Raw genomic sequence first — 21,742 nt, 5'->3', positions numbered from 1 at the left:
CCCGTGGACCCGCTGCCACCCGGACTCACCGTGACCGCCGACGGCCCGGTGCGCCTCGTACTGTTCGACCGGCCCGACGCGCTCAACGCCGTGAACGCCGATCTGCACCGCGCGCTGGCCGAGGTCTGGCGGCACCTGGCCGCAGATACCGAGGCCAGGGTGGTGGTCCTGACCGGCGCCGGACGAACGTTCAGCGCGGGCGGCGACCTGGACTGGATCACCTCCTTCCTCGACGACCCCGTCGCCCGCGACGAGAGCATCCGGGAGGGCGCGCAGATCATCGAGGAGATCCTGCGCTTCCCGCTGCCGGTGATCGCGGCGGTCAACGGCGCAGCCGTCGGCCTCGGCGCGAGCATCGCCGTGCTCAGCGACGTGGTACTGCTGTCGGAGCGGGCCTATCTGGCCGATCCGCACGTCGCGGTCGGCCTGGTCGCCGGTGACGGCGGCGCCGCCTTCTGGCCACTGCTCACCCCCATCCTGCGCACGCGCGAGTACCTCTTCACCGGTGACCGCATCGACGCCGCCACCGCCGTCGACGTGGGCTTGGCCAGCCGCGTGGTCGCCCCGGAGGCACTCCTGCCCGAGGCACTCGCCCTCGCACACCGCATCGCAGCCCAGCCACCCGAAGCGGTGCGCGGCACCAAACGTGTGGTGAACATGTACCTCAGCCAGGCGCTGGCGGGCCCGATGCAGGCGGGCTTCGCCGCCGAGATCGTCTCCATGCAGACCACCGAGCACCGCGACCGGCTGCTCGCCCTGCGTCAGCGGGCCCGATGACGCCCCCGGAGGCAATGGGTGCGCGTCCGGTGGCACCGGCGGAGGCAATGGGTGCGGGCCCGGCGGCAGCGGTGGAGGCAACGGGCGCACGCTCGGCGGCAGCGGCGGCAACGGGCGCGCGCCCGACGACATCGGCGGATGCGGTGGATGCGCGCCCGGTGGCAGCGGCAGATGTGGTGGATGCGCACGCGATGGCACCGACCGACCTGGTGGGAGTGGACGATCGGTGGCCCGCCGACCTCTCGGAATTCCGCGAGCACGTCCGGCACTGGTGCCGCACCCAGCTCCCCGGGGACTGGCGGCAGACCCAGCTCGGTGCGTCCGACGCGGAATTCGTTCGGTTCCAGCGGGAGTGGTTCCAACGGCTGCGGGCCGCCGGGTTCGCGGTGCCGCACTGGCCCGCGGAGTACGGGGGCGGGATGCCGGTCGGGCATCAGATCGTGCTGTACCAGGAGCTGGCCGCGCACGACGCGCCGCGGCTGGTGCTCGCCTTCGTCGCCATCCATCACGCGGCCGCCACCCTGCTCGCGGCGGGAACCCCCGAACAACGCGCGCGGCATCTGCCCGCGATTCTCGACGGGGAGATCTGGGTGCAGGGTTTCTCCGAACCCGACGCGGGCTCGGACCTGGCCGCGTTGCGGACCGCCGCCGTCCGTGACGGTGAGGACTGGGTGATCACCGGCCAGAAGGTGTGGGCCAGCGGCGCGCAGTACGCGGACTGGTGCCTGCTGCTGGCCCGCTCCGATCCGGCCGCGCCGGCGCGACAAGGGATTTCGTACTTCCTGCTCGACATGCGCAGCCCCGGCATCGAAGTCCGGCCCATCCGCCAGGCCACCGGCGAATCGCATTTCTGCGAGATCTTCCTCGATCAGGTGCGGGTACCCGCGAGCGGACTGATCGGCGCGGAGAACGCCGGCTGGCAGGTCGCCCAGCGCACGCTCGGCGCCGAACGCGGACTGACCATGCTCGAACTGGCCGAGCGGCTCGGCAATGCCGGATTCCGCATGCTGCTGGCCGATGCCGCCCGCCCTGGTCCCGGCGGCCGGGCGCTGGACGATCCGGTGGTGGCCGATCGCCTCGCCGAACTGGAGATCGAACTCACCGGCCTGCGCGCGCTGTGCCGCGACCTGGTCGAACGGCACGAGGCGGGCACGGGCGGACCGGCCGACGCGTCGATTGTGAAGCTGTACTACAGCGAACTCCTCCAGCGGATGACCGATTTCGGCGCCGAACTGGGCGGCGTCGAGGCGCACACGGTGCTGTGTAAGCCGATGTCGGGCGGCTGGGAGTCCGGCGCCTGGGTCCTGGATTTCCTCGGTTCCTGGGAATGGACCATCCCCGGTGGCACCAGCGAGATCCAGCGCACCATCATCGCCGAACGCGGCCTCGGGCTGCCGCACGAGCCGGTGGGAGAGAAGCGATGACCGACTTCGCCGAATTCCACGACGATCTGCGCGTCCTCGCCAGGGATCTGCTGGCGAAATCGGCCCGCGATCCGGTGCCGTGGGCGACTATCACCGAGGCCGGCTGGCCGGGGTTGGCGGCACCCGTCGAATTCGATGGTGCGGGAGCGAGCTTCGCCGAGGTCGCGGTGTTGCTCGGCGAGGTGGGCCGGGCCGCGGCCGTCACGGCGCTGCCGACGGTGCTGGCCCTGTCGGTCCCGGCGCTTGCCGAGGTCGTCGCAGATGACCTACGCGACAACGTTGTCCGGGACACGGTCGCAGGGCGCACGGTGCCGGTGCTGGTCCTCGACGCAGGTGGCGACACCGATCCGGCCTTCGCGCTGGAAGGCGGGCCCGCCGGACCCGTGCTGACCGGTTCGGCGGCTTTCGTGCTGGACGCGCAGACTGCCGATCTGCTGCTCGTCCCGGTGCGGGCCGACGCCGGGAAACGATCGCTCGTCGCGGTCGTGCCCGGCACCAGCGGATTGGCGATCACCCCGACACCACTGGTCGACGCCACCCGCTCGGCCGCCGCGGTGACCGCCGACCGGGTGCCCGTCCACGCCGTCTGGCCCTTTCCGGCGCACAGCCCACCGGAGGCGCTGCGCGCGCGAGCCGCCGTCGCGGTGGCTTGCGACTCGCTGGGTTCGGCCGAAGCCATGCTGGCGGCGACCGTCGCCTATGTGCGGGTGCGCGAACAATTCGGTCGCCCGGTCGGCTCGTTCCAAGCGGTGAAGCATGCCTGCGCGGACATGCTGGTGCAGGTCACCGTCGCCCGGCACCTCGTCGACGCGGCGGTCCGGGCGCTCACCGAGCGGCCTGCCGACGCGATCGTCGCGGCGGCCGCGGCGAAGGCGTACACGAGCACGGCGGCTGTGCGGGTAGCGGGCGCCGCGCTGCAATTGCACGGCGGATTCGGCTACACGTGGGACAGCGGAATCCATGTCCATCTCAAGCGTGCGACCTTGAACCGTGCTCTCTTCGGCGAACCGCAGGCGCACCGCAGGATCCTCGCCGCCCGATATCGGTAGCGCCCGCGGATCACCCGGACGATCGGGTCGCGGCAACCGCCGATCCGGATCGCCAGGGTGATTGTGATCGACGCCACGAGCCCCATGCAACTGGTGGCATAGAGGTCGGTGTGACTCCTATCGTGCAGGAACTGATGTTCGCCCGGCGGCCCGCCCGCCTGGGGTGCGGGTCAGGGAATCGGCGCCGTCACCGAAGCCGAGACCACCGCCGAACTCGTGGCGACGCTGCGCGGGCAGTACGAGCAAGATTCCGGTGGCGCCGCGCGCGGGCCGCCGGAACCTCCTGCGCTCTCCGCTAGGTCGCGAGCCGGGCCGCGGCCAATCGGCGCAGCTCGGCGGATTTGATCTTGGCGCTGCCGGTGAGGGCGAAGTCGTCCTCGCTGTAGAGCAGGACGTGCCGGGGCACCTTGTAGCTGGCGAGTCGTTCGCGCAGAAAGGCGCGGACGGCCTCGCCGTCGAGGGCGGTGTCTGCCTGCGGGACGACGCAGGCCACCACCACCTCGCCGAGCGTATCGTGCGGAATACCCACCGTGCGACCGACTTTCACGCCGGGACAGCGATTGAGCTCCTCGTCGACTTCGAGCGGGGAGACGTTCGCGCCACCGGTCTTGATGATGTCGGTGAGTCGGCCTTCCCAATACAGGCGGCCGAGGTCGTCGAGGTAGCCGCCGTCGCCGGTGTGGAAATAGCCGTCGGCATCGAGGGTTTCGTCCAGCGGGATGCCGACGTAGCCGAGCATCAGGGTGGGGCCCTTGACGCAGATCTCGCCGCTCGCGCCACGGGTCAGGACGGTTCCGGTGAGCGGGTCGACGATCTTGATCGTATTGCCGGGCAGTAGTTCACCGCTGCTGCCCGCGATCGTGTCCTCGGGCGTGCAGGCCGCGAAACAGGTGGTGATGGTGAAGGTTTCGGTATTGCCGTAGGCGTGCCCTGGTTCGGTCCAGGTCGTGGTCACCGTGGGATGGCGGGCGGCGGGATAGTCGACGTCGACGAACCGCAGCGCGCTCAGATCCACCGTCGCCCAATTGGGCGCGCCTTCGAGCTGGGCCCACTGATGCGGCCAGGCGACGGGGAAATTCACCCGCTCGGACTGCATCAGTTCCAGTGCCGCCGCGCCGTCGAAGGTCGACTGGAGAACCAGCGACCCGCCCGCGGCCAGGGTCGATCCCAGCGCCTGCCCGAAATTGCCGGACCAGAAGAAGCCGTTGGCCGTCCAGCACCGGACATGGTCGTCGGGGCCGAAACCGAACATCCGCCGGAAACGCCACATCTGGATGGTGACCCCGCGGTGCGCGCTGCGAATTCCCTTGGGCTTGCTCGTGGTTCCGGAGGAGAAGAACAGCACCGCCGTATCGCTCGGCTGCACCGTGGCGGCGGCCGCCTCGACGAGGTCGACCGGCTCGGATTCGCCGCGAGCGACGAACGTGTCCCAGCTCTCGATGGCGCCGCCGTCCAGGGGTGTCCCGACGACGGCGAGGTGGCGCAGGAACGGATAGGCCGCCGATCGCACGGCACCGGGCGCCGCCGTGCCGATCGCAGGCTCGAGATCGGTGAGTACCGTCGCGAAATCCGTTCGGGCGACCGCACGTTCGAACAGCAGCACGGAAACGCCGGACAGCCGCAGCAGGTATTCCAGCTCCGCGGGAGTGGAGAAGGTGCTCAGCGCCACCGCCACGCCACCGGCCAGGGAGGTCCCGAACACGGCCGCCAGCCATTCCGGCCGATTGGTCATCAGCACACCGACCCTGGTGTCCTTGCCGACCCCGGCGGCGCGCAGGGCGCGCGCCACCGCGACGGACCGATCCCACAGCTCGTCGTAGGTCCAGCGGGTGACGCCGGTGTCGTCGTGGAAGACGAGCGCTTCCCGATCGCCGTATCGCTGGGTCACCTCGCGCAGGAAACCGGGGAGGGTCAGGGTGCCCAGTCCTGGTTCCTCGGCCAGCGGTGGGCCGGACGCGATGGCCGGGCTCGCTACTTTCTCGGTCATCGTCGACCTTTCCGTTCTTTCTTCCGGCTCAGCGCGGCAGTTCTACTTCGGCGACGCACTTCACGAGCGTGCCGAAGTTCTGGTCGGTGAGCCTCAGCTCGATCTGGACCAGGGGGACACCCCACGTCGAGTGGGCCTCCTTGCCGACGACTTCGGCATCGAAATAGGTGACGTCACCCTCGAAAGCGGGCAGCCGGAAATCGGCCTTCGTGTGGCGGACCAAACCCTCGTTGCCCGCCCAATACGCGAGATAGTCGGTGCACCAGGCGCCCATCGTCGCGCCGTATCCGTAGGCGCGGGCCATGCCGACCTCGCCGGCTTTGCCGGCATCGATATGGCCGCGGGAGGGGCCGACGTAGAGGCCGTCACGCAGCCGCGGATCGATCTTGGCGCCTTCTTCGTCGAAGCCGAAACCCTCGGTCCAGCCGGGGTCTTGATACACCCACGGATCCGCGACCCCCTCGGGCGCGACCCAGCCGAACGTGCCCCAGATATTGAAGAGGAAGGCACGGTATTCGGTGGTGAAACTCGCGATGGAATGCGGTCCGATCACGCGGCGCGGCAGGGTGTCACCGACTTTCACGTCGTCGAAACGCGGGGAGACCCCGAGCCGGTTGGAATGCAGCCACGCGGTGCGCACGGCGTCGACCTCGGACAATTCGGCCGCTGTCCAGCGTTTGATCTCGCCGGCCTGGTCGTCGTACATACCGCGCTTGCTCGCCTCCTCGGCGAGATAGCGGATGGCGGTCGAGCGCTCGCGGGCGACGAGCACACCGTGCTGATTGCGATGGGTGGTGTCACCGCGCGAGAACATGGTCGGTCCCGCGAATTTCGTCTCCGCGACCTTGTAGTCGTGGAAGCGGCGCTCCTGGAACAGGGTGTCACCGGGACGTACCGGCGCGCCGTAGAACCACCATTCCTCGCCGCCGAAGATCAGATGGCTACCGGGGATGCGGCCGACGCATGCGGGAGCCGCGCCGTGCCCGTAATCGAGTGCGACCGCCATGGATTGGGGTGCGATCAGCCCGCCGTACCGGGATTCCCCGGCGAATCGCTGATCCCAGTGCAGCGGATTGGGGTAATCCATCGCCATGACCCAGCGGCGGATATCGGAGGAGCTGCACGGATCCCACAGCTGACCGCCGCCGATCGGGGTGCCGACCCGGTGCTCGACATCGCTGAGGTCGAGTTCGACGGCGGCGGTGCGCTTGTTCGTGGCCACGATGCTCCCTCAGCGGTTGACGTCGACGACGAGACGGCCACGCACGGTGCCATCGATGAACCGGTTCGCGGCGGCGATCGCCTCGCTCAGCGCAACCTCGGCGGCGATGGTGTCCAGCGCGGCGGGATCGAGGTCGCGAGCCAGCCGCTCCCATGCCAGGATCCGGCGCGGGACCGGCGCCATGACGCTGTCGATCCCGTAGAGGGTGACCCCGCGCAGGATGAACGGGGCGACGGTGCCCGGCAGATCCATGCCCTGGGCCAGCCCGCAGGCGGCGACGGCGCCGCCGTAGCGGACCTGCGCGCTCGCGTTGACCAATGTGTGGCTGCCGGCGGCGTCGACCACGCCCGCCCAGCGTTCCTTCTGCAGCGGCTTGCCGCGTTCGGCGAGCTCGGCCCGGTCGACGACGGTGCTCGCGCCCAGATCCTCGAGATACCCGGCCTCGGCGGGCTTTCCGGTGGCCGCTGCCACCGTGTACCCGGCCGCGCTGAGCAGGGCGATCGCCACACTGCCGACGCCGCCGGTCGCGCCGGTCACCAGGATCTCGCCGTCCTCCGGTCGCAGGCCGTGTCCGGCCAGCGCCTCCACACACAGACTCGCGGTGTAGCCGGCGGTACCGATCGCCATCGCCTGGCGGGCGGTGAAGGCGTCCGGCTGCGCGATCAGCCAGTCACCGCGCACGCGGGCGCGCTGGGCCAGGCCGCCCCAGTGGGTTTCCCCGACACCCCAGCCGTTGAGCACGACCTTGTCACCGGCCGACCAGTCCGGGTGACCGCTCTCGGCGACCACGCCGGCCAGGTCGATGCCCGGCACCATCGGGAACGAGCGGACCACCGGCGACTTTCCGGTAATGGCCAGGGCGTCTTTGTAATTCAGCGTGGAGTAGGCGATATCGATGGTGACGTCGCCGTCCGGCAGCGCCTCGTCGGACACGGTGGTCGCGCTGACCTCGGGTGGCGTGCCGCTCTTCTCGATAAGGATGGCCGAGAACATGGGTACTACCCCTCTCTCCTGCGAGAATGTAATTCTCGCTTGGGTATGGATATGTTTTCATCGGGAGTGTTCGGTGTCAATCGCCCGGGAGCGGGCGCTGTCGTCAGCGTGCGGTCCAGCCGCCGTCCACCACGATCGTCTGCCCGGTGACATAGCGCGCGGCATCGCCAGCCAGCCAGATGATGGCGCCGACCAGGTCCTGGGCCGTGCCTTCCCGGGGGAGCGGGGTGTTGCGGCGCAAGTACTCGGCGCCGCGGTCGCTGTCGTAGAGGCTGTCGGTGATCTCGCTGCGGAAGAAGCCGGGCGCGACGGTGTTCACCCGGATCGAGTGCCGGGCCCACTGCACCGCGAGTTCGGTGGTGAGCCCGGACAATCCGGCCTTGCCCGCCGCGTAGGAGGCCTGGGGGATGCCGGGCACGCCGACCCGGCCGCTGATCGAGGAGACGTTGACCACCGATCCGCCGCCCGCGTCGCGCAGGTGCGGAAACAGCGCCTGCGCCAACAGGAACGGTGCCACGAGGTTGAGGCCGAGGGTGCGCTGCACGGCGTCGAGCGATTCGTCCTCGGCGCGTGCGGTGGTGAACCGGTTGCCCGCCGCGTTAACCAGGATCGTCGGTGCGCCGAGCTGATCGATCACCCGCGGTGCCACGGTGCCGACCTGCGCCGGGTCGGCTAGATCGCAGACGACGGCGAGTCCGTCGATTCGGTCGGCGAGCTCGGTGAGCCGATCGGCGCGCCGGGCCACCACGGCGACCCGGGCACCGAGTCCGGCGAGAGCCTCGGCCACGGCGGCGCCGAGTCCCGAGGACGCGCCGGTGACCACGGCGACCCGGCCGGTCAGATCGAACAGCCGCAGGGCTGCCGCGTGCTCGGTGCTCATCGGTTCTCCTGCTGGGCGGTGACGGCGAGTGCGGTGAGCCCGGTGCGTTCCACCTTGCCCATGGCGTTCACCGGCAGCGTGTCCACCCTGGCCCAGATCTCGGGCACCTTGTACCCGGCGAGTTCCTTCCGGCACAGGCTCGCCAGCTCGGCGAAATCTACGGTGTCGCTGTCGGTTTCGACGACGGCCGCCACCTTCTGGCCGAGCCGTTCGTCCGGTACGGGGCACACCGCCACCTTGCTCACCCGGGGATGGGTGGCGAGTACCCGTTCCACCTCGAGCGGGTAGACATTCGCGCCGCCGCGGATGATGACCATCTTCTTGCGGTCCAGCACCGACAGGCGGCCCTCGGCGTCGACGGTGCCGATGTCGCCGGTGGCGAACGGGCCCGGCTCCGGTGGGCGAACGGCGCCGTCGGACCAGTAGCCCAGGGTGGGGCGCCAGAGTCCGGCCCAGGGACCGTGGGTGGCGACGGCCAGGCGGAGTTCGCCGAGCGAACCCGGTGGCAGGCGCCGGTTCTCGTCGTCGTAGGCGGCGACGTCGAGGTGCGGGAGGACGTGACCGCTGCTGCCCGGTGTCCAGCCGTCGCCCGGCGGATCGATGGCGACCACCGTGGGTGCCTCGGTGAGACCGTAGGTGGTGCGCGGGACGAGGCCGTGGTGGGCCGCGGCGAAGGCGGTGCGCACCGTATCGGGAGTGTCGCTGCCGCCGCTCCAGACCTCCCGCAGCGAGCCGAGATTCGCACCCGGCCGGCGGGCGAGGTCGTAGAGCTGGGCGGGGGCGCCGTTCCACACCGTGACCCGGTGGGTGGCGATCCACTCGGCGACCCCGTCGGCATCGCGGCGGTCCATGATCACCGCACACCCACCGGCCTGGGCCGTGGTCAGGGTGGACAGCACCATCATGTTCAAGATGGTGAGCGGGAAGCTGTCGCCCCGGCGCAGGTCGGGGCCCCAGTCGCGGGTCGCGCGCACCACCGCGCCCGGCAGCAGCAGGTTGCGCTGACTGTGGACCACCGCCTTCGGGCGACCGGAGGTGCCGCTGGTGAAGGCGATTCCGGCGGGCGCGTCGATGTCGTGGGCGAGGGTGGGCGCGGGGTCGGCCCTCGTCGTCAGGTCATCCCAGTGATCCGGGAACACCGCGCGCGGTGCGGTGCCACCCCAGCGGGAACCGGCCAGCACGACGACCGGATCGCACAGATCGTGCAGATACTGTTGCTCGGCGGGAGAATTGGCTTCTCCGATACCGGTCCAGATCGCCCCGATGCGCTGCGTGCCGTGAAACGCGGCGACGATGCCGAGATCATTGGGCAGGCAGGCGGCGACCCGATCGCCGGGCCGGACGCCGAGCGACCACAGCGCACCCGCCGCGCGAGCGGCCTGTTCGTCGAGGTCGGCGTAACTCCACGTCCCCGAAGCGGCGATGATCGCGGGCGCGTCGGGGCGCTCGCGCAGCGGATCGTCGAGCGCGGACGCGACGGGGCGCGGGGTACGGATGTTGCCGGTGAAGCTGTCCACGACTTCCTTGATAGCACTATCCTTGCAAAGATTCACCAGATAGCCCGATCGGGTACTGGGCGAAAGGGGACGCGATGGAACACACAGGTCCGCTCGCGGGGATTCGGGTCATCGACCTGACCGCGATGGTGATGGGGCCGTACTGCACGCAGATCATGGCCGACATGGGCGCCGAGGTGATCAAGATCGAACCGCCGCGCGGGGACGACACCCGCTACATCTCGGTGGGTCCCGAGCCCGGGATGAGCGGGGTCTTCGTCAATGTCAACCGGGGTAAGCGCAGCGTCGTTCTCGACCTGCGGACCGAGGACGGCGCGGCGGCCCTGCGCGAACTGATCGCCGGTGCCGACGTTTTCGTCCACTCCATGCGCGCGGCGGCGATCGAGCGGCTCGGGTTCGGGTATCGGGAGGTGGCCGCGCTGAATCCGGCCATCGTCTACACGAACTGCTACGGCTACGGTCGCGGGGGGCCGGACTCCGGCCTGCCCGCCTACGACGACACCGTGCAGGCCGCCTGCGGTCTCCCCGCCGTGCAGGAGATGCTCACCGGCACACCGGGTTACGTGGGCACCATCATCGCCGACAAGGTCGCGGGCCTGACCGCGGTGTACGCCACGACGATGGCGCTGTTGCATCGGCAGCGGACCGGGGAGGGTCAGGAGGTCGAGGTCGCCATGTTCGAGACGATGGCGGCGTTCATGTTGGTCGAACACGGCAACGGCGCCCTGTTCTCGCCGCCACTGGGTCCCGCCGCCTACCCCAGGGCGGTGACCCCGGAACGCAGGCCCTACCGCACCGCCGACGGATACCTGGCGGCGCTGGTCTACAACGACAAGCAGTGGTCGGCGTTCGTGGCGGCCGTGCGACCGCGGTGGGCTGGCCCGGAATTCGCCACGCTGGCACAGCGCGCGGCCCGGATCGATCTGGTCTACGCCCGGCTCGCCGAGACCTTCGCCGAACGCACCACCGAGGAGTGGTTGACGATCCTGCGGAAGCTGGAGATCCCGGCGGCGCCGGTGCGCTCGCTCGACGACCTGTTCGATGACGAGCATCTCGCGGCGGTCGGCTTCTTCCAGACCGTGGACACCCCGCACGGGCCGGTCCGCTTCCCCGGCCCGCCGGTGCGCTTCTCCCGGACACCGGGCCGGATCGCCGGTCCCGCACCGCGACTCGGCGCCGATACCGGCGCCGTGCTCGAACAGCTCCGCTCGGTCGTTCCCGGGCCGGTGGCCGGATGACCGCCGTGCTGCCTGCCGCCGACCTCGACCTGCGGACGATCCTGCGACCCGGCGACCGGATCGTCGCCGGGCAGGCCTGTGGCGAACCGACCACCCTGATCGAGGCGCTCATCGCCCAGGGCGGCGAGATCGCGGACCTGTCGCTGTTCCTCGCGACCAGCTTCTCCGGCCTGCTCACCCCGGCCGCAGCCGCGGTGTTCGAGCCGGTGAGCATGGGTGCCATCGGCGCGCTGCGCGGACTCACCGCGGAGCACCTGCTGAGCGTGGTGCCCTGTCATGTCAGCCGGATCGGCCCGATGCTCGAGGCGGGCGAGTTGCCCTGCGACATCGCGTTCGTGCAGGTCGCGCCCGCCGACCCGGACGGCACACACAGTCTGGGGCTGATCAGCGACCACATCCTGTCCGCGATCCGCGCGGCCCGGGTGGTGGTGGCCGAGGTGAACGACCGGGTGCCGCGCACCGTGGGTGAGCGGATCCACGCCACCGACATCGATGTCGCGATCCGGGTCTCCCGGGATCCGGTGCGGGTCACCCCCGCCGCCATCGGACCGGTGGACGAGGCGATCGCCCGGCACGTCGCCGGGTTCATCGACGACGGTGCCGTGCTGCAGGTCGGGATCGGCGCGGTTCCCGACGCGGTGCTGCGGCTGGTGCGCGACCGCACCGACCTCGGGGTGCACTCGGGCATGATCGGCGATGCCCTGGTCGACCTGGTGGAGGCCGGGGTGGTGACCAACGCGCGCAAGGAGATCGATCGCGGGGTCTCGGTGACCGGCGCGCTCATCGGCACCGAACGGCTCTACCGGTTCGCTGACCGCAATCCGCTGATCCGCATGTGCACCACCGCCTACACCCACGACCCGGCGGTGCTCGGGCGGCTCAGCCGGCTGGTCACGGTGAACTCGGCCGTCGAGGTCGATCTCACCGGGCAGGTCAATGCCGAGCAGAGCGGCACAGCGTATTTCGGCGGCACCGGCGGACAGGTGGACTTCGTGCGCGCGGGTCTGCGGTCGCCGGGTGGGCGGTCGGTGATTGCCCTGCAATCCACAGCCCGGCGCGGGTCGGTCAGCCGGATCCGCGCGGCGCTGTCGGGGCCGGTCACCACCGCGCGCAGTGATGTCGACGTGATCGTCACCGAATACGGCGCCGCCGAACTGGCGGGCCGGACGCTGGCCGAGCGGGCCCGCGCGCTGATCGCGGTCGCGCACCCCGGCTTTCGCGACGACCTGGACCGTGCGGCGCACGAGATCCAGCGGAGAGGATTCTGATGTCCGAGGACGCAGTGCTGTTCGAGGCCAGGCCGGACGGGATCGCGGTCATCACCCTGAACCGCCCCGATACCCGCAACTGCCTGGCACACGACGTTCGGGCCGGGTTGTTCGCCGCGTGGGAACGTTTCGAGGCGGACCCGGCACTGCGGGTCGCGGTGCTCACGGGCGCGGGGCGGGCCTTCTGTGCCGGTGGGGATCTCAAGGAGATGGTGGAGACCGGGATGACGATCCCGCCCCGGGACATGTTCCCGGTGCCCTACGACACGGTGGAACTGAGCAAACCGACGATCGCCGCGGTCAACGGCGCCGCCTTCGCGGGCGGCTGGATGATCGCCCAGGCCTGCGACCTGTGCGTCGCCTCGACGGAGGCCAGCTTCGCCGTCACCGAGGTGAAGGTGGGGCGCAGTTCACCCTGGGCCGCACCGCTGATCCACATGATCCCGCAGCGGATCATGATGGAGATCCTGCTCACCGGCAAGCCGATCGACGCGCGACGCGCCTACGAGATCGGCCTGGTGAACCGTCTCGTCGAGCCCGCCGACCTGCTGCCTGACGCGCTGGAACTGGCAGGCGAGATCGCGGGTGCGGCGCCGCTGTCGGTGCTCGCCGCACGCGAGACGGTCATGCTCGCGACCGAGATGGGGCGTTCGGCCGCCCTGCACGCGGCCCGGCACGCGGCGGTGCGGTGCTATCGCAGCGCCGATGCGCAGGAAGGCCCGCTGGCGTTCGCGGAGAAGCGCATCCCGCGGTGGACCGGTACGTGATCGCGGATCGGCCGGATCACCCGCCGCCTACCGCCCGAACTCGGCGTGGAGTTCGGGCAGGAATCGCGCGAGGTGGTTCATCTCCTGCCCGCACATGAGGAGGTCGCGCGCCATCGCGAGGTCGGGCACGAGGTCGCCCACATCGACGGCAGCGCCGCGCTGCACTGCCCGCGCGATGTGGTGCGGGTCCGGCGGGCGAGGTGCGACGAGATTCAGATAGAACCGCGACCGCATCTCGCAGCCGCCCTCGATCGGGCGGACCTGGTGGGCGAGCCAGCCCAGGTCCACCGGGAACACGCTGCTGCCGACGCGGCCGAAGACGATGGTGTGTCCGTCGGGGACGGTGAAGCCGTGCTCGCGCGGGTCGCGGAAGGCGATGGCCAGCTGCTGCAATGTGGCGCCGATGTACTCGTCGACATAGGAGATGTTGCCGACGTAGCGATCCCGATCGGGACCGGCCACCCCGCTGCGGTCGGCGGCGACCTCGGCGTACCGGTGCGCATCCGGGTGCCACAGCTTGTAGCGGGCCGACTCGGCCAGATGCCAGCCGAACCACCAATCCCACATCGCCGCGCTCACCCGCGGCATCTCGGTGCGCACCGCCACCCACACCGCACCGTCACCGGTGAAGCCGTAGCCGGTCTCGACCGGTGACGTGCCGCTCGGCGCGAGGTCGGCGGGCAGATCGGCGAACAGCGGGATGCGCTCGGCCGGGCTGGGCGGTCCCGTATAGGCGTCGACGACCACCATCGGCGCTGGCGCCGTGCGGCCGGTCATGTACCTCGCGTAGGGCTCGGCCCAGTCCCGCGGTGTGTATCCCGCGTAGCGCTGGTTGTCGGCGGGATCCTCGGCCCGCGCGACGCCCATGGCGGTCGACATCAGCGTGCCGGCCGCCCCCACCCCGATCGCGAGGGCGCCCCGGCGGCTGATGTTCGGCTGTCGCACCATGTCCCGAGACTAGGGCGCGCGGTGAGACCCGTTGCGCTGTCAGCTCCGTCGCTGGGCGCCGCACCGATCGGCCGACCGCCGAATGGTGAGTTCTCCCCATCGACGGGGGCGATCGACGTGTCGCGAGAGGGCGGGCAGCCGCGCGCTACCGCCCGTGCGGGACCTGGTCGAACGGCATATCGCGGTCGGCGGCGGCCTCCCTCGGCATGCCGAGCACCCGTTCGCTGATCACGTTGCGGGCCATCTCGGTGCTGCCCCCTGCCAGGCTCCAAGCCGCGCGGAACAGGTAGTCCAAGCCGACGGTCTCGGTGTCGGCGGCGTCGCCCGGCGTGTGCGTCGCGCCGTCGGGTCCGGCGATCCGCAGCGCGGTATCGGTTTGCAGCCAGGCGTTCTCGGCGGAGAAGAGCCGGGGGAGGGCGCCCGCGGCGGGGGGCAGCGTGCCCGCCGCGATCGCCCTGGTGACGTGGACGATGAGCTGATCGCGCACGATGTTCATGGCCCGTGCTTCGCCGATGTCCTCGCGGACTCGCGAATCGCCGTCCTGGCCGGTCGCTTTCGCCAGGCGCAGCAGCTGGTCGGCCTCGCCACCGAGGTGCGGGCGGGCGCCACTGGTGTAGGGCGAGGTGCCGCCCAAAGCCGCCCGCTCGTGGAAGAGCAGGCGCGAGGCCGCTGCCCAGCCGTCGTCGACCGCACCGACCACCGCGTCCGCGGGCAGCACCACATCGTCGAAGAACTCCTGGCAGAACTCGGTCGAGCCGGTGACCTGCTTGATCCGCTGCACCGTGACCCCCTCGGCGTGCACCGGCACCAGGAACAGGGTCAGGCCTTGATGTTTGGGCACGGTCCAGTCGGTGCGGGCCAGGCACAGGCCGTAGTCGGCGGCGTAGGCGCCCGAACTCCAGATCTTGGAGCCGTTGAGAATCCACTGGTCGCCGTCGCGATCGGCGCGGGAGGTCAGGCCCGCCAGGTCCGAGCCACCGCGCGGCTCGGACAGGAACTGCACCAGGATCTCGTCACCGCGCAGCACGGCGGGCAGGTGGGTCCGCTTCTGCTCCTCGGTCCCGAGATCGAGCAGGCTGGCCGCGCAGATGGCCAGCGTGGGCACGTTCAGCAGCAGCGGCATCTCGTAGGGCAGCGATTCCTCGGTGAAGGCCGCCTGGTGATCGGCGGTCAGGCCGAGGCCGCCGTATTCGGTCGGGAAACAGATGCCGGCGAAACCCCCGTCGTGGAGCACGCGCTGCAGATGGCGGGCGTGCTGCCACGCCTCCTCGGTGTCGGCGGGCGCGGTCGTCGGCGGCGCCGGGGGCAGCGTGGCCTTCAGCCAGTTCCGTGCCCGGACGCGGAATTCCTCGACGGTCTCGATGTCGGTGGTCATACGACGATGCCTTCCTGGATGGACGGTGCGGTCAGGCCGCGGAGTCGAGCAGATCGGTGATGTGGCGCCGGTGTTCCTCGGGTGTGCCGTACAACGCGCGACCGAGGGTGATCCGGCGCAGGAACAGGTGCAGATCGTGCTCCCAGGTGACGCCGATTCCGCCGTGCAGCTGCACGCAGTCCTGGGCGATCACCGGAGCCTTCGCGCCCACATACGATTTCGCGATGCTGATGTACTCGCCGGTCTCCGGCGCCTCGGCGTCCCAGGCCGCCGCGGCGGCGAACGCGGTGGCGCGGCAGGCTTCCAGCCAGGTCTTGTTGTCGGCCATCCGGTGCTTGAGCGCCTGGTATGAGGCCAGCGGCCGTCCGAAGGTGTAGCGCTCGAACAGCCAGGTCAGCGTGCGGGTGAGGGCGCGGTCGGCGGCGCCGGCCGACTCCGCGGCGGTGACGAGGGCGGCGGCGCCTGCCTGCGCGCGCACCGCGGCGGCGGCCTCGGCGCCGGTGTGGGTCACCGCGTCGGCGCCGATGACGACATCGTCGAAGACGACCTTGCCGGTGCGCCGGGTGAGATCGATGGTCCAGGTGGGGCTGACCGCGACGCCCGGCGTATCGGTGGGCACCAGCAGCTGGATCGGGCCGTCGGGGCCGGTCGCGGTGACCAGGAACAGATCGGCCTGATCGGCGGCCTCCACCCGGTCCTTGACGCCGGTCAACCGGTATCCGGCGCCGGCTCGCACCGCTCTGGTCCCGGCGGCTTCGCCGGTGAGCGCGCCGAATCCCGCACCGGGTTCGTACACCGCCCAGGTCACGACGACCGTTCCGGCCACGATCGCGGCGACTGTGTCGGCGAGGTGGCTCGCGGTGGCGCGCAGACCCGCCAGCGCGGCGGTGGTGGTGACGAACGGGCCGGGTGCCGCGGCGCGGCCGAGTTCCTCGGCGACCAGGGCGAGTTCGGTCATCGGGTAGCCGGAAACCGAACCGCCGCCGAGGCTTTCGGGCACCAGCATCGCGGTCCAGCCGAGTTCGGCGCCGCGTCGCCACCAGTCCCGATCGAAACCGGTCCCGGCGTCGGCGAGCGCACGCACGGTGTCGATCGGGACCGTGCCCGCGAGGAATTCACGGGTGGTCGTCTGGAAAAACCGCTGGTCCGCGGTGGGGTCGTGGGGCATCGGATCGGTCCTCCGGTTGACGCGCAGCAAGCAGTGTGGAAATCTCATACTCACATGTGAGAGGCTTATTCTCAATCACGGAAGTCGACTGGCACCAACAGCCGCTGGGTGGCGTCGACCGGAATCTCGAAGGGACCCGTCGCGTGGTGAACAACTTCCAGGATCTGGACTTCTTCCTCGGACAGGAGCTGGTGGCAGATCCCTACCCCTATTTCGACTCGTTGCGCGAGCAATGTCCGGTGACCCGCGAGCGGCATCACGACGTGATGATGGTGACCGGTTACGACGAGGCACTCGAGGTCTACAACGATGTCGAACGGTTCTCCTCGTGCATCGCCGTCACCGGCCCGTTCCCCGGATTCCCGGTTCCGCTGGACGAGAACAGCGATGTCGACGCCGTGATCGCCGAGCATCGCGACAGCCTCCCGATGAGCGATCAGCTGCCGACGATGGATCCGCCGACGCACACCGACCATCGCGCGCTGCTCATGCGGCTGATCACGCCGAAGCGGCTGAAGGAGAACGAGGAGGCGATGTGGTCGATCGCCGACCGCATGCTCGACCACTACCTGGTCACCGGCGGTGACTGCATGCGCGAATTCGCTGGTCCCTTCACGCTCTACGTGATCGCCGACCTGCTCGGTGTACCCAAGGACGACCAGGACGAGTTCCTGCACACCCTGCAGCGCGACCCGCACCGCGAGGGCGCCAGCGTCGGCTCCACGCAGGGTGAGGGCATGTCGCACAACCCGATCGAGTTCCTCTACGGCAAGTTCTCGGCCTACATCGAGGACCGCCGCCGCAACCCGCGCGGCGACGTGCTCACCAGCCTGGCCACCGCGACCTTCCCGGACGGGTCGCAGCCGGAGGTCATCGACGTCGTGCGGGTGGCCGCCAACGTCTTCTCGGCCGGCCAGGAGACCACGGTCCGGCTGCTGAGTTCGGCGCTGAAACTGCTCGCCGAGCGTCCCGACATCCAGGAGTACCTGCGCGCGGACAAGAGCCGCATCCAGAACTTCATCGAGGAATCGCTGCGGATGGAGAGCCCGGTCAAGGGCGACTTCCGGCTCGCGAAGACGACCTCGACGGTGGGCGGTGCCGAGGTGCCGGTGGGGACCGTACTGATGGTCGTCAACGGTGCGGCCAATCGTGACCCGCGCCGTTTCGACGATCCGACCACGTTCGATCCGGCGCGTTCGAATGCCCGCCAGCACATCGCCTTCGGGCGCGGTGCGCACACCTGCCCGGGCGCGCCGCTGGCCCGCGCGGAAGCCAGGATCGCCATCGAACGCCTGCTGGCCCGCACCACCGATCTGCGCATCGACGAGGCCGTGCACGGGCCCGCGGAGGAGCGGCGGTATCACTACCTGCCCACCTTCATCCTGCGTGGGCTCACCTCGCTGCACCTGGAATTCGACACCGAGGAGGCCTGATGAAGGTAACTGTCGACGCGGACCGCTGCCGTGGCCACGGTGCCTGCCTGGGGCTGTGTCCCGAGGTCTTCACGCTGAACGTGGACGGCTATGCCGAGACGGCCCCGGGTGCGGTGCCCGACCATCTGGTCGGTGCGGTGGAGGAAGCCGTGTCGGCCTGTCCGGAGCAGGCCATCGTCGTGGAGTGAGTGAAATGGGTTCCGTTGCGGTGCAGCGGAACCCATTTCGTGTCCGGCTCGCGGTCTGATCGGTTACTCGGCTGGCACCGCCAGGCTCAGGAGGATGGGGTGACCGGTGTCGACGGCGTCAGACCGGCGCGGATCGCGGCTTCGAGGAGGCCGAGGTCCGCGCCGAGTGCGTCGGCGACCGCGCCGGCGACCGCGATGTCCTTGCGCAGGAATTCGCCGACGGTGGTGCGGAACAGGTCCACCGAGCCCCTGCCCGCGATCCGGGTGACCGCGTTGCCGCCGCTGCTGGCGTGGGGGAGCGCGGCCAGCAGCGCCGGTTCGGACAGGCCGAGGTGGGCACCCAGCCGCACCGCCTCGGCGACGAGACCGATCTGCGCCGCGAACAGGACGTTGTTGACCAGCTTCACGCGCTGACCGTCGCCGAGCCCGCCGACGCGCAGGACCGGATCGGCATAGGCGCCAAGAACTTCGGTCGCGAGGCGGCAGTCGCCGTCGGACCCGCCGAGGAAGACCGTGAGGGTGCCCGCGGCGATATCGTGCGGGCCACCGCTGACCGGGGCATCGACCACACCGATACCCCGGTGGGTCGCGGCGGTCGCGACGGCGACGGCGGTCTCCGGGCTGCCGGTGGTGTGCAGGACGACGAGCGCGTCGGCGGGCAGCTCGGTGAGAAGCGGTCCCTCCAGGCAGATCTCGCGTACCTGGTCATCGCTGAACACGCAGACGATGAGCACCTCGGCGTCGTGGGCCGCCTCGGAAACGCACGCGACGGGAGTGGCGCCGACGGCGGCCAACTCCTCGTGCGTCTCGGCCTTGCGGGCCAGAGCCCGTACAGAGTGCCCGACGTCGACGAGACGGGCGATCATCGGCTTGCCCATCCGGCCCGCGCCCACGAATCCCACACGCATCGGTTCTCCTTCTTCGATCGGGCAGCGACAGGAGGATCAGTGATTTCCGCCGGTGCCGAACAGCGGCAACGCCATCGCTCGTCGTCAGCCGGACTGGTGAGCCGACCGAACATCGGGCCTTTGGGCGGACATTGCGGTGATCGGCCGGACTGGTGATCGGTCGAATCGCTCTGCCGCCTGCGGTTGGCAGCGCGTTGATCAGCCGGTCGATCACCACGCCGTCTGCGGGGGCAGAGCAGCAACAGCCGCACACCGCAGCGCACCGATTCCGAAATCGTCAGCGGGGCAGTGCCTGTCGTTCCCGCTTCATCACTGCCAGGGCGGCATCGGCGGCGTCGAGTTCGATCCCCGGCTCCGCGGCCGCGGCGGCGGCGAGGTCGGCGAGCAATCCGACGTCCTTGCGCAGGAGCTCGCCCGCGCGGACGGCCAAGCCGTCGAGGGTGCCGCCCGAGGCCACGACGCGTCCCAGTGCGAAGCTGTCGGCGGTGCCGTGGGTGATGACCTCGCCGAGCCGCGCGGTGTCGAGGCCGAGCTCGGCGCCGAGGCGCAGAGTTCCCTGTGCGGTCGCGAGATTGGCGGTGAACAGCAGGTTGTTGAGCAGCTTGGCGAACTGGCCCGCGCCGACGTCGCCGAGGTGCACGATCGGATTCGCGTAGGTCGCGAAGACCGGCCGCGCGGTCTCGACCGCGTCGGCGGGTCCGCCGACCATCACCAGCAGTCGGCCCTCGGCGGCGGCGGGGCCACCGCCGCTCACGGGTGCGTCGAGGACCGAAATACCTTGGCGTGCGGCGAGTTCCGAGAGTTCACGGCAGGTGTCCGGGTGCACGGTGGAGTGCACCGCGAGCACCGAGCCGGGTGCCATGCCTGCCAGTACGCCGTGCTCACCGGTGACGACCTCGCGGACGTCGGCGTCACCGACCACACACACGCACACCAGATCGGCGGCCGCGCCAAGGGCGGCGGGGGAGTCGGCGGTGCTCGCCGTGGTGTCGGCGAAGGGCTCGAGCGATGCGGGCCTGCGCGCCCACAGCGTGGTCGGGTAGCCGGCGTCGATGATGCGCCGGGCCATGGGTCCGCCCTGGCTGCCCAGTCCGATGAATCCGATGCGCATCAGTGCGCCTCCTGTCCGGTGACGACGGGGGCCGGGGCCGGGCGATAGAACGCTGCCAGCAGGCCGATGGTCGAGGCGACACCGAGTCCGAGCGCGAGAAGTCCACCCGCCCAGCCGGTGACGGTGATGTCGAGGGTGTGATCCAGCGAGACCCGGCCGGGGCCGAGCGCGCCCAGGGCGACCGCCGCCACGGCGAGCACGAGGACGTACTCGTAGCCCTCCTTGAACACGAAGAATCCGTTCGTCCGGTGGGCGAGCAGCCCGGCGACGAGCATCACGCCCACCACCGCGCCCGCGCCCAGCGGTGTGCCGAGTCCGAGCACGAGCAGCGCGCCGGCACCGATCTCGGTGACCACGCTCGCCCACGCCTGCAACACGCCGTTGCGCAGGCCGAGCCCGGTGAACCAGCCCGCGGTGCCTGCGATCCCACCGCCGCCGAGCCAGTGGTTGACCCCGTGCGCGATCATGGTGGCGCCCACCACGACTCGCAGCAGGAGCAGGGCGGTATCGGTCGCGTCCATCACATTCACCTCTCCGGCGGCACCGTGCCGCCGTCCAATTGTGTGGTGGGACCGGAGAATTCGCCGTGCTCGGCGGTGACCATGCATTCCTCCGCGAACGCGAGCAGACCCAGGTGATAGGCCGCGGCGGTATTGCCCACACTGATGTTGTGCGCGGTGTCGAGCTGGCGGTTGAGCACTACCCGCGGCGCGGCGGTGAACAGCGCGCCCACCTCGGCCAGCGCGGCCACATCGTTGCACCAGACCCGCTCGTGGTCGCCCGCGGAGAACCGCACTGGCACCCGGATTCCGGCGGCCAGCGCCGGGAAGATCCGCGTGGCCCAGTCGGCGACGGCCTCGGTCTCCGCCGGCGGGGCAGGCACCGCGATCGAGGCGCCGCGGCGGGCGTCGGCCGGATAGAGCCGCGGCGGATTCCAGATCAGGTCACCGACGCCCGGCGGACGGGGCGAATCGGGGCCGACGGTGCGCAGGATGCCCGCGCCGTCGGGGTGATAGCGAAAGCCGGTGCCCGCCAGCTCCACGCCGAGCAGGTCGGTGAACCGGGGATCACCCGCCATCCGCATCGCCAGTTCCGCGCCGGCCGAATGGGCGGTGAGGAACACTCCGGCGCCGCGCGGGCGCCCGCGCAGGAAGGCCGCGAGCGCCTCGAACATCAGGTCGACGCGGACCGCCGCCGGGATCAGCCGCTCGGCGTAGGGCGCGGAGCTGCCGTAACCGGGGCGGTCCGGCGCGAGGACCGTGTAGCCGAGCCGATGCGCCGCCCGCACGAGCGACAGCTCCGGATGCCCGGGACAGTCGAAATAGGCCGACGTCGTCGACCCGCCGTGCAGAGCGAGCAGCACCGCGCGCGGCGCCGGTGCCTCGGCGAACAACGCCGAGACCGGAACGCCGTCGACCTCGGTGACGACAGCCGCGGGCGCGTCGTCACCGACGGTGGGGAGCCCGGAATGGGTGAGGGTCACGTCATC

The 21,742-nt window shown here is 70.6% G+C and carries 20 protein-coding genes; 8 read left to right on the top strand and 12 right to left on the bottom strand.

Features of this window, described 5'->3' with window-relative positions; all coding sequences use genetic code 11:
- The first annotated feature begins 3 nt into the window (after nt 1-3).
- The 3 genes from ACFYWJ_RS23915 to ACFYWJ_RS23905 all read left to right on the top strand — a co-directional run bounded on the left by ACFYWJ_RS23915 (nt 4) and on the right by ACFYWJ_RS23905 (nt 3,250).
- A complete protein-coding gene (locus ACFYWJ_RS23915) occupies nt 4-777 on the top strand; it encodes an enoyl-CoA hydratase/isomerase family protein (RefSeq protein WP_355278119.1) in 774 nt (257 codons plus the stop codon).
- A gap of 191 nt (nt 778-968) precedes the next feature.
- On the top strand, nt 969-2,201 hold the full coding sequence (locus tag ACFYWJ_RS23910) for an acyl-CoA dehydrogenase family protein (RefSeq protein ID WP_355278117.1): 1,233 nt from the start codon (nt 969-971) through the stop codon (nt 2,199-2,201).
- Nucleotides 2,198-3,250: an acyl-CoA dehydrogenase family protein gene (locus ACFYWJ_RS23905; RefSeq protein ID WP_355278114.1), complete on the top strand. Its 1,053-nt coding sequence runs from the start codon at nt 2,198-2,200 to the stop codon at nt 3,248-3,250. Before ACFYWJ_RS23910 ends, ACFYWJ_RS23905 begins: the two co-directional genes overlap by 4 nt.
- A 295-nt stretch (nt 3,251-3,545) precedes the next feature.
- Here the strand turns inward: ACFYWJ_RS23905 and ACFYWJ_RS23900 are convergent, their stop codons facing one another.
- From ACFYWJ_RS23900 to ACFYWJ_RS23880, 5 genes are all read right to left on the bottom strand, one after another.
- Complete coding sequence (locus ACFYWJ_RS23900; RefSeq protein ID WP_355278111.1) at nt 3,546-5,237, bottom strand: class I adenylate-forming enzyme family protein; 1,692 nt, start codon at nt 5,235-5,237, stop codon at nt 3,546-3,548.
- 28 nt (nt 5,238-5,265) lie between these two features.
- Complete coding sequence (locus ACFYWJ_RS23895) at nt 5,266-6,459, bottom strand: MaoC family dehydratase N-terminal domain-containing protein (protein WP_355278110.1); 1,194 nt, start codon at nt 6,457-6,459, stop codon at nt 5,266-5,268.
- Between the two features lie 9 nt (nt 6,460-6,468).
- Nucleotides 6,469-7,452, bottom strand: coding sequence for an MDR family oxidoreductase (locus tag ACFYWJ_RS23890; protein ID WP_355278109.1), 984 nt, complete (start codon nt 7,450-7,452; stop codon nt 6,469-6,471).
- A gap of 103 nt (nt 7,453-7,555) precedes the next feature.
- Nucleotides 7,556-8,332 (bottom strand): SDR family oxidoreductase, encoded by a 777-nt coding sequence (locus ACFYWJ_RS23885; protein ID WP_355278107.1) that lies wholly within the window; start codon nt 8,330-8,332, stop codon nt 7,556-7,558.
- Nucleotides 8,329-9,849 carry a class I adenylate-forming enzyme family protein gene (locus tag ACFYWJ_RS23880; protein WP_355278105.1) on the bottom strand — a complete coding sequence of 507 codons (1,521 nt, stop codon included), beginning with the start codon at nt 9,847-9,849 and terminating at the stop codon, nt 8,329-8,331. Before ACFYWJ_RS23880 ends, ACFYWJ_RS23885 begins: the two co-directional genes overlap by 4 nt.
- A gap of 74 nt (nt 9,850-9,923) precedes the next feature.
- Between ACFYWJ_RS23880 and ACFYWJ_RS23875 the strand changes: the two genes are divergently transcribed.
- Genes ACFYWJ_RS23875 through ACFYWJ_RS23865 form a run of 3 tightly spaced genes read left to right on the top strand, consistent with a single transcriptional unit; the run spans nt 9,924 to nt 13,122 of the window.
- Complete coding sequence (locus tag ACFYWJ_RS23875) at nt 9,924-11,087, top strand: CoA transferase (protein WP_355278104.1); 1,164 nt, start codon at nt 9,924-9,926, stop codon at nt 11,085-11,087.
- Nucleotides 11,084-12,355: an acetyl-CoA hydrolase/transferase C-terminal domain-containing protein gene (locus tag ACFYWJ_RS23870; protein WP_355278101.1), complete on the top strand. Its 1,272-nt coding sequence runs from the start codon at nt 11,084-11,086 to the stop codon at nt 12,353-12,355. The genes ACFYWJ_RS23875 and ACFYWJ_RS23870 overlap by 4 nt, the downstream gene beginning before the upstream one ends.
- Entirely contained in the window at nt 12,355-13,122 is a 768-nt protein-coding gene (locus tag ACFYWJ_RS23865; RefSeq protein WP_355278098.1) for an enoyl-CoA hydratase-related protein, read from the top strand. The genes ACFYWJ_RS23870 and ACFYWJ_RS23865 overlap by 1 nt, the downstream gene beginning before the upstream one ends.
- A 27-nt stretch (nt 13,123-13,149) precedes the next feature.
- Here the strand turns inward: ACFYWJ_RS23865 and ACFYWJ_RS23860 are convergent, their stop codons facing one another.
- The 3 genes from ACFYWJ_RS23860 to ACFYWJ_RS23850 all read right to left on the bottom strand — a co-directional run bounded on the left by ACFYWJ_RS23860 (nt 13,150) and on the right by ACFYWJ_RS23850 (nt 16,613).
- Nucleotides 13,150-14,070, bottom strand: coding sequence for a DAPG hydrolase family protein (locus ACFYWJ_RS23860; RefSeq protein WP_355278096.1), 921 nt, complete (start codon nt 14,068-14,070; stop codon nt 13,150-13,152).
- A 145-nt stretch (nt 14,071-14,215) separates the two neighbouring features.
- Nucleotides 14,216-15,445: an acyl-CoA dehydrogenase family protein gene (locus ACFYWJ_RS23855; protein ID WP_355278094.1), complete on the bottom strand. Its 1,230-nt coding sequence runs from the start codon at nt 15,443-15,445 to the stop codon at nt 14,216-14,218.
- Nucleotides 15,446-15,476: 31 nt separating this feature from the next.
- Entirely contained in the window at nt 15,477-16,613 is a 1,137-nt protein-coding gene (locus tag ACFYWJ_RS23850) for an acyl-CoA dehydrogenase family protein (protein WP_355278091.1), read from the bottom strand.
- Nucleotides 16,614-16,756: 143 nt separating this feature from the next.
- Here ACFYWJ_RS23850 and ACFYWJ_RS23845 point away from each other — a divergent pair, with 143 nt between their 5' ends.
- Both ACFYWJ_RS23845 and ACFYWJ_RS23840 read left to right on the top strand, forming a co-directional pair.
- Nucleotides 16,757-18,046 (top strand): cytochrome P450, encoded by a 1,290-nt coding sequence (locus ACFYWJ_RS23845; protein ID WP_355278089.1) that lies wholly within the window; start codon nt 16,757-16,759, stop codon nt 18,044-18,046.
- The gene (locus tag ACFYWJ_RS23840) at nt 18,046-18,234 is read left to right on the top strand and encodes a ferredoxin (RefSeq protein ID WP_355278086.1); all 189 of its coding nucleotides are present in this window, start codon (nt 18,046-18,048) and stop codon (nt 18,232-18,234) included. The genes ACFYWJ_RS23845 and ACFYWJ_RS23840 overlap by 1 nt, the downstream gene beginning before the upstream one ends.
- A gap of 86 nt (nt 18,235-18,320) precedes the next feature.
- Here the strand turns inward: ACFYWJ_RS23840 and ACFYWJ_RS23835 are convergent, their stop codons facing one another.
- The 4 genes from ACFYWJ_RS23835 to ACFYWJ_RS23820 all read right to left on the bottom strand — a co-directional run bounded on the left by ACFYWJ_RS23835 (nt 18,321) and on the right by ACFYWJ_RS23820 (nt 21,736).
- Complete coding sequence (locus ACFYWJ_RS23835) at nt 18,321-19,142, bottom strand: NAD(P)-dependent oxidoreductase (protein ID WP_355278084.1); 822 nt, start codon at nt 19,140-19,142, stop codon at nt 18,321-18,323.
- Between the two features lie 277 nt (nt 19,143-19,419).
- The gene (locus tag ACFYWJ_RS23830; protein ID WP_355278081.1) at nt 19,420-20,253 is read right to left on the bottom strand and encodes an NAD(P)-dependent oxidoreductase; all 834 of its coding nucleotides are present in this window, start codon (nt 20,251-20,253) and stop codon (nt 19,420-19,422) included.
- A complete protein-coding gene (locus tag ACFYWJ_RS23825; RefSeq protein WP_355278078.1) occupies nt 20,253-20,774 on the bottom strand; it encodes a DoxX family protein in 522 nt (173 codons plus the stop codon). Before ACFYWJ_RS23825 ends, ACFYWJ_RS23830 begins: the two co-directional genes overlap by 1 nt.
- 5 nt (nt 20,775-20,779) lie before the next feature.
- Nucleotides 20,780-21,736, bottom strand: a complete 957-nt coding sequence (locus ACFYWJ_RS23820) for an alpha/beta fold hydrolase (protein ID WP_355278076.1) — start codon at nt 21,734-21,736, stop codon at nt 20,780-20,782.
- Nucleotides 21,737-21,742 lie beyond the last annotated feature (6 nt).

It is taken from the genome of Nocardia sp. NPDC003269 (assembly GCF_042888005.1).
Taxonomy (GTDB): Bacteria; Actinomycetota; Actinomycetes; order Mycobacteriales; family Mycobacteriaceae; genus Nocardia.
Note: the sequence above shows the minus strand (reverse complement) of the source record. Positions and strands in the feature narration are given on the sequence as shown.

What these genes read in the sequence shown, in the direction of transcription:
- ACFYWJ_RS23825 (WP_355278078.1), bottom strand. Translation starts at nt 20,774, where the DNA reads ATGGACGCGACCGATACCGCCCTGCTCCTGCTGCGAGTCGTGGTGGGC.
- ACFYWJ_RS23885 (WP_355278107.1), bottom strand. Translation starts at nt 8,332, where the DNA reads ATGAGCACCGAGCACGCGGCAGCCCTGCGGCTGTTCGATCTGACCGGC.
- ACFYWJ_RS23890 (WP_355278109.1), bottom strand. Translation starts at nt 7,452, where the DNA reads ATGTTCTCGGCCATCCTTATCGAGAAGAGCGGCACGCCACCCGAGGTC.
- ACFYWJ_RS23865 (WP_355278098.1), top strand. Translation starts at nt 12,355, where the DNA reads ATGTCCGAGGACGCAGTGCTGTTCGAGGCCAGGCCGGACGGGATCGCG.
- ACFYWJ_RS23905 (WP_355278114.1), top strand. Translation starts at nt 2,198, where the DNA reads ATGACCGACTTCGCCGAATTCCACGACGATCTGCGCGTCCTCGCCAGG.
- ACFYWJ_RS23900 (WP_355278111.1), bottom strand. Translation starts at nt 5,237, where the DNA reads ATGACCGAGAAAGTAGCGAGCCCGGCCATCGCGTCCGGCCCACCGCTG.
- ACFYWJ_RS23860 (WP_355278096.1), bottom strand. Translation starts at nt 14,070, where the DNA reads ATGGTGCGACAGCCGAACATCAGCCGCCGGGGCGCCCTCGCGATCGGG.
- ACFYWJ_RS23875 (WP_355278104.1), top strand. Translation starts at nt 9,924, where the DNA reads ATGGAACACACAGGTCCGCTCGCGGGGATTCGGGTCATCGACCTGACC.
- ACFYWJ_RS23840 (WP_355278086.1), top strand. Translation starts at nt 18,046, where the DNA reads ATGAAGGTAACTGTCGACGCGGACCGCTGCCGTGGCCACGGTGCCTGC.
- ACFYWJ_RS23835 (WP_355278084.1), bottom strand. Translation starts at nt 19,142, where the DNA reads ATGCGTGTGGGATTCGTGGGCGCGGGCCGGATGGGCAAGCCGATGATC.
- ACFYWJ_RS23855 (WP_355278094.1), bottom strand. Translation starts at nt 15,445, where the DNA reads ATGACCACCGACATCGAGACCGTCGAGGAATTCCGCGTCCGGGCACGG.
- ACFYWJ_RS23830 (WP_355278081.1), bottom strand. Translation starts at nt 20,253, where the DNA reads ATGCGCATCGGATTCATCGGACTGGGCAGCCAGGGCGGACCCATGGCC.
- ACFYWJ_RS23870 (WP_355278101.1), top strand. Translation starts at nt 11,084, where the DNA reads ATGACCGCCGTGCTGCCTGCCGCCGACCTCGACCTGCGGACGATCCTG.
- ACFYWJ_RS23850 (WP_355278091.1), bottom strand. Translation starts at nt 16,613, where the DNA reads ATGCCCCACGACCCCACCGCGGACCAGCGGTTTTTCCAGACGACCACC.
- ACFYWJ_RS23910 (WP_355278117.1), top strand. Translation starts at nt 969, where the DNA reads ATGGCACCGACCGACCTGGTGGGAGTGGACGATCGGTGGCCCGCCGAC.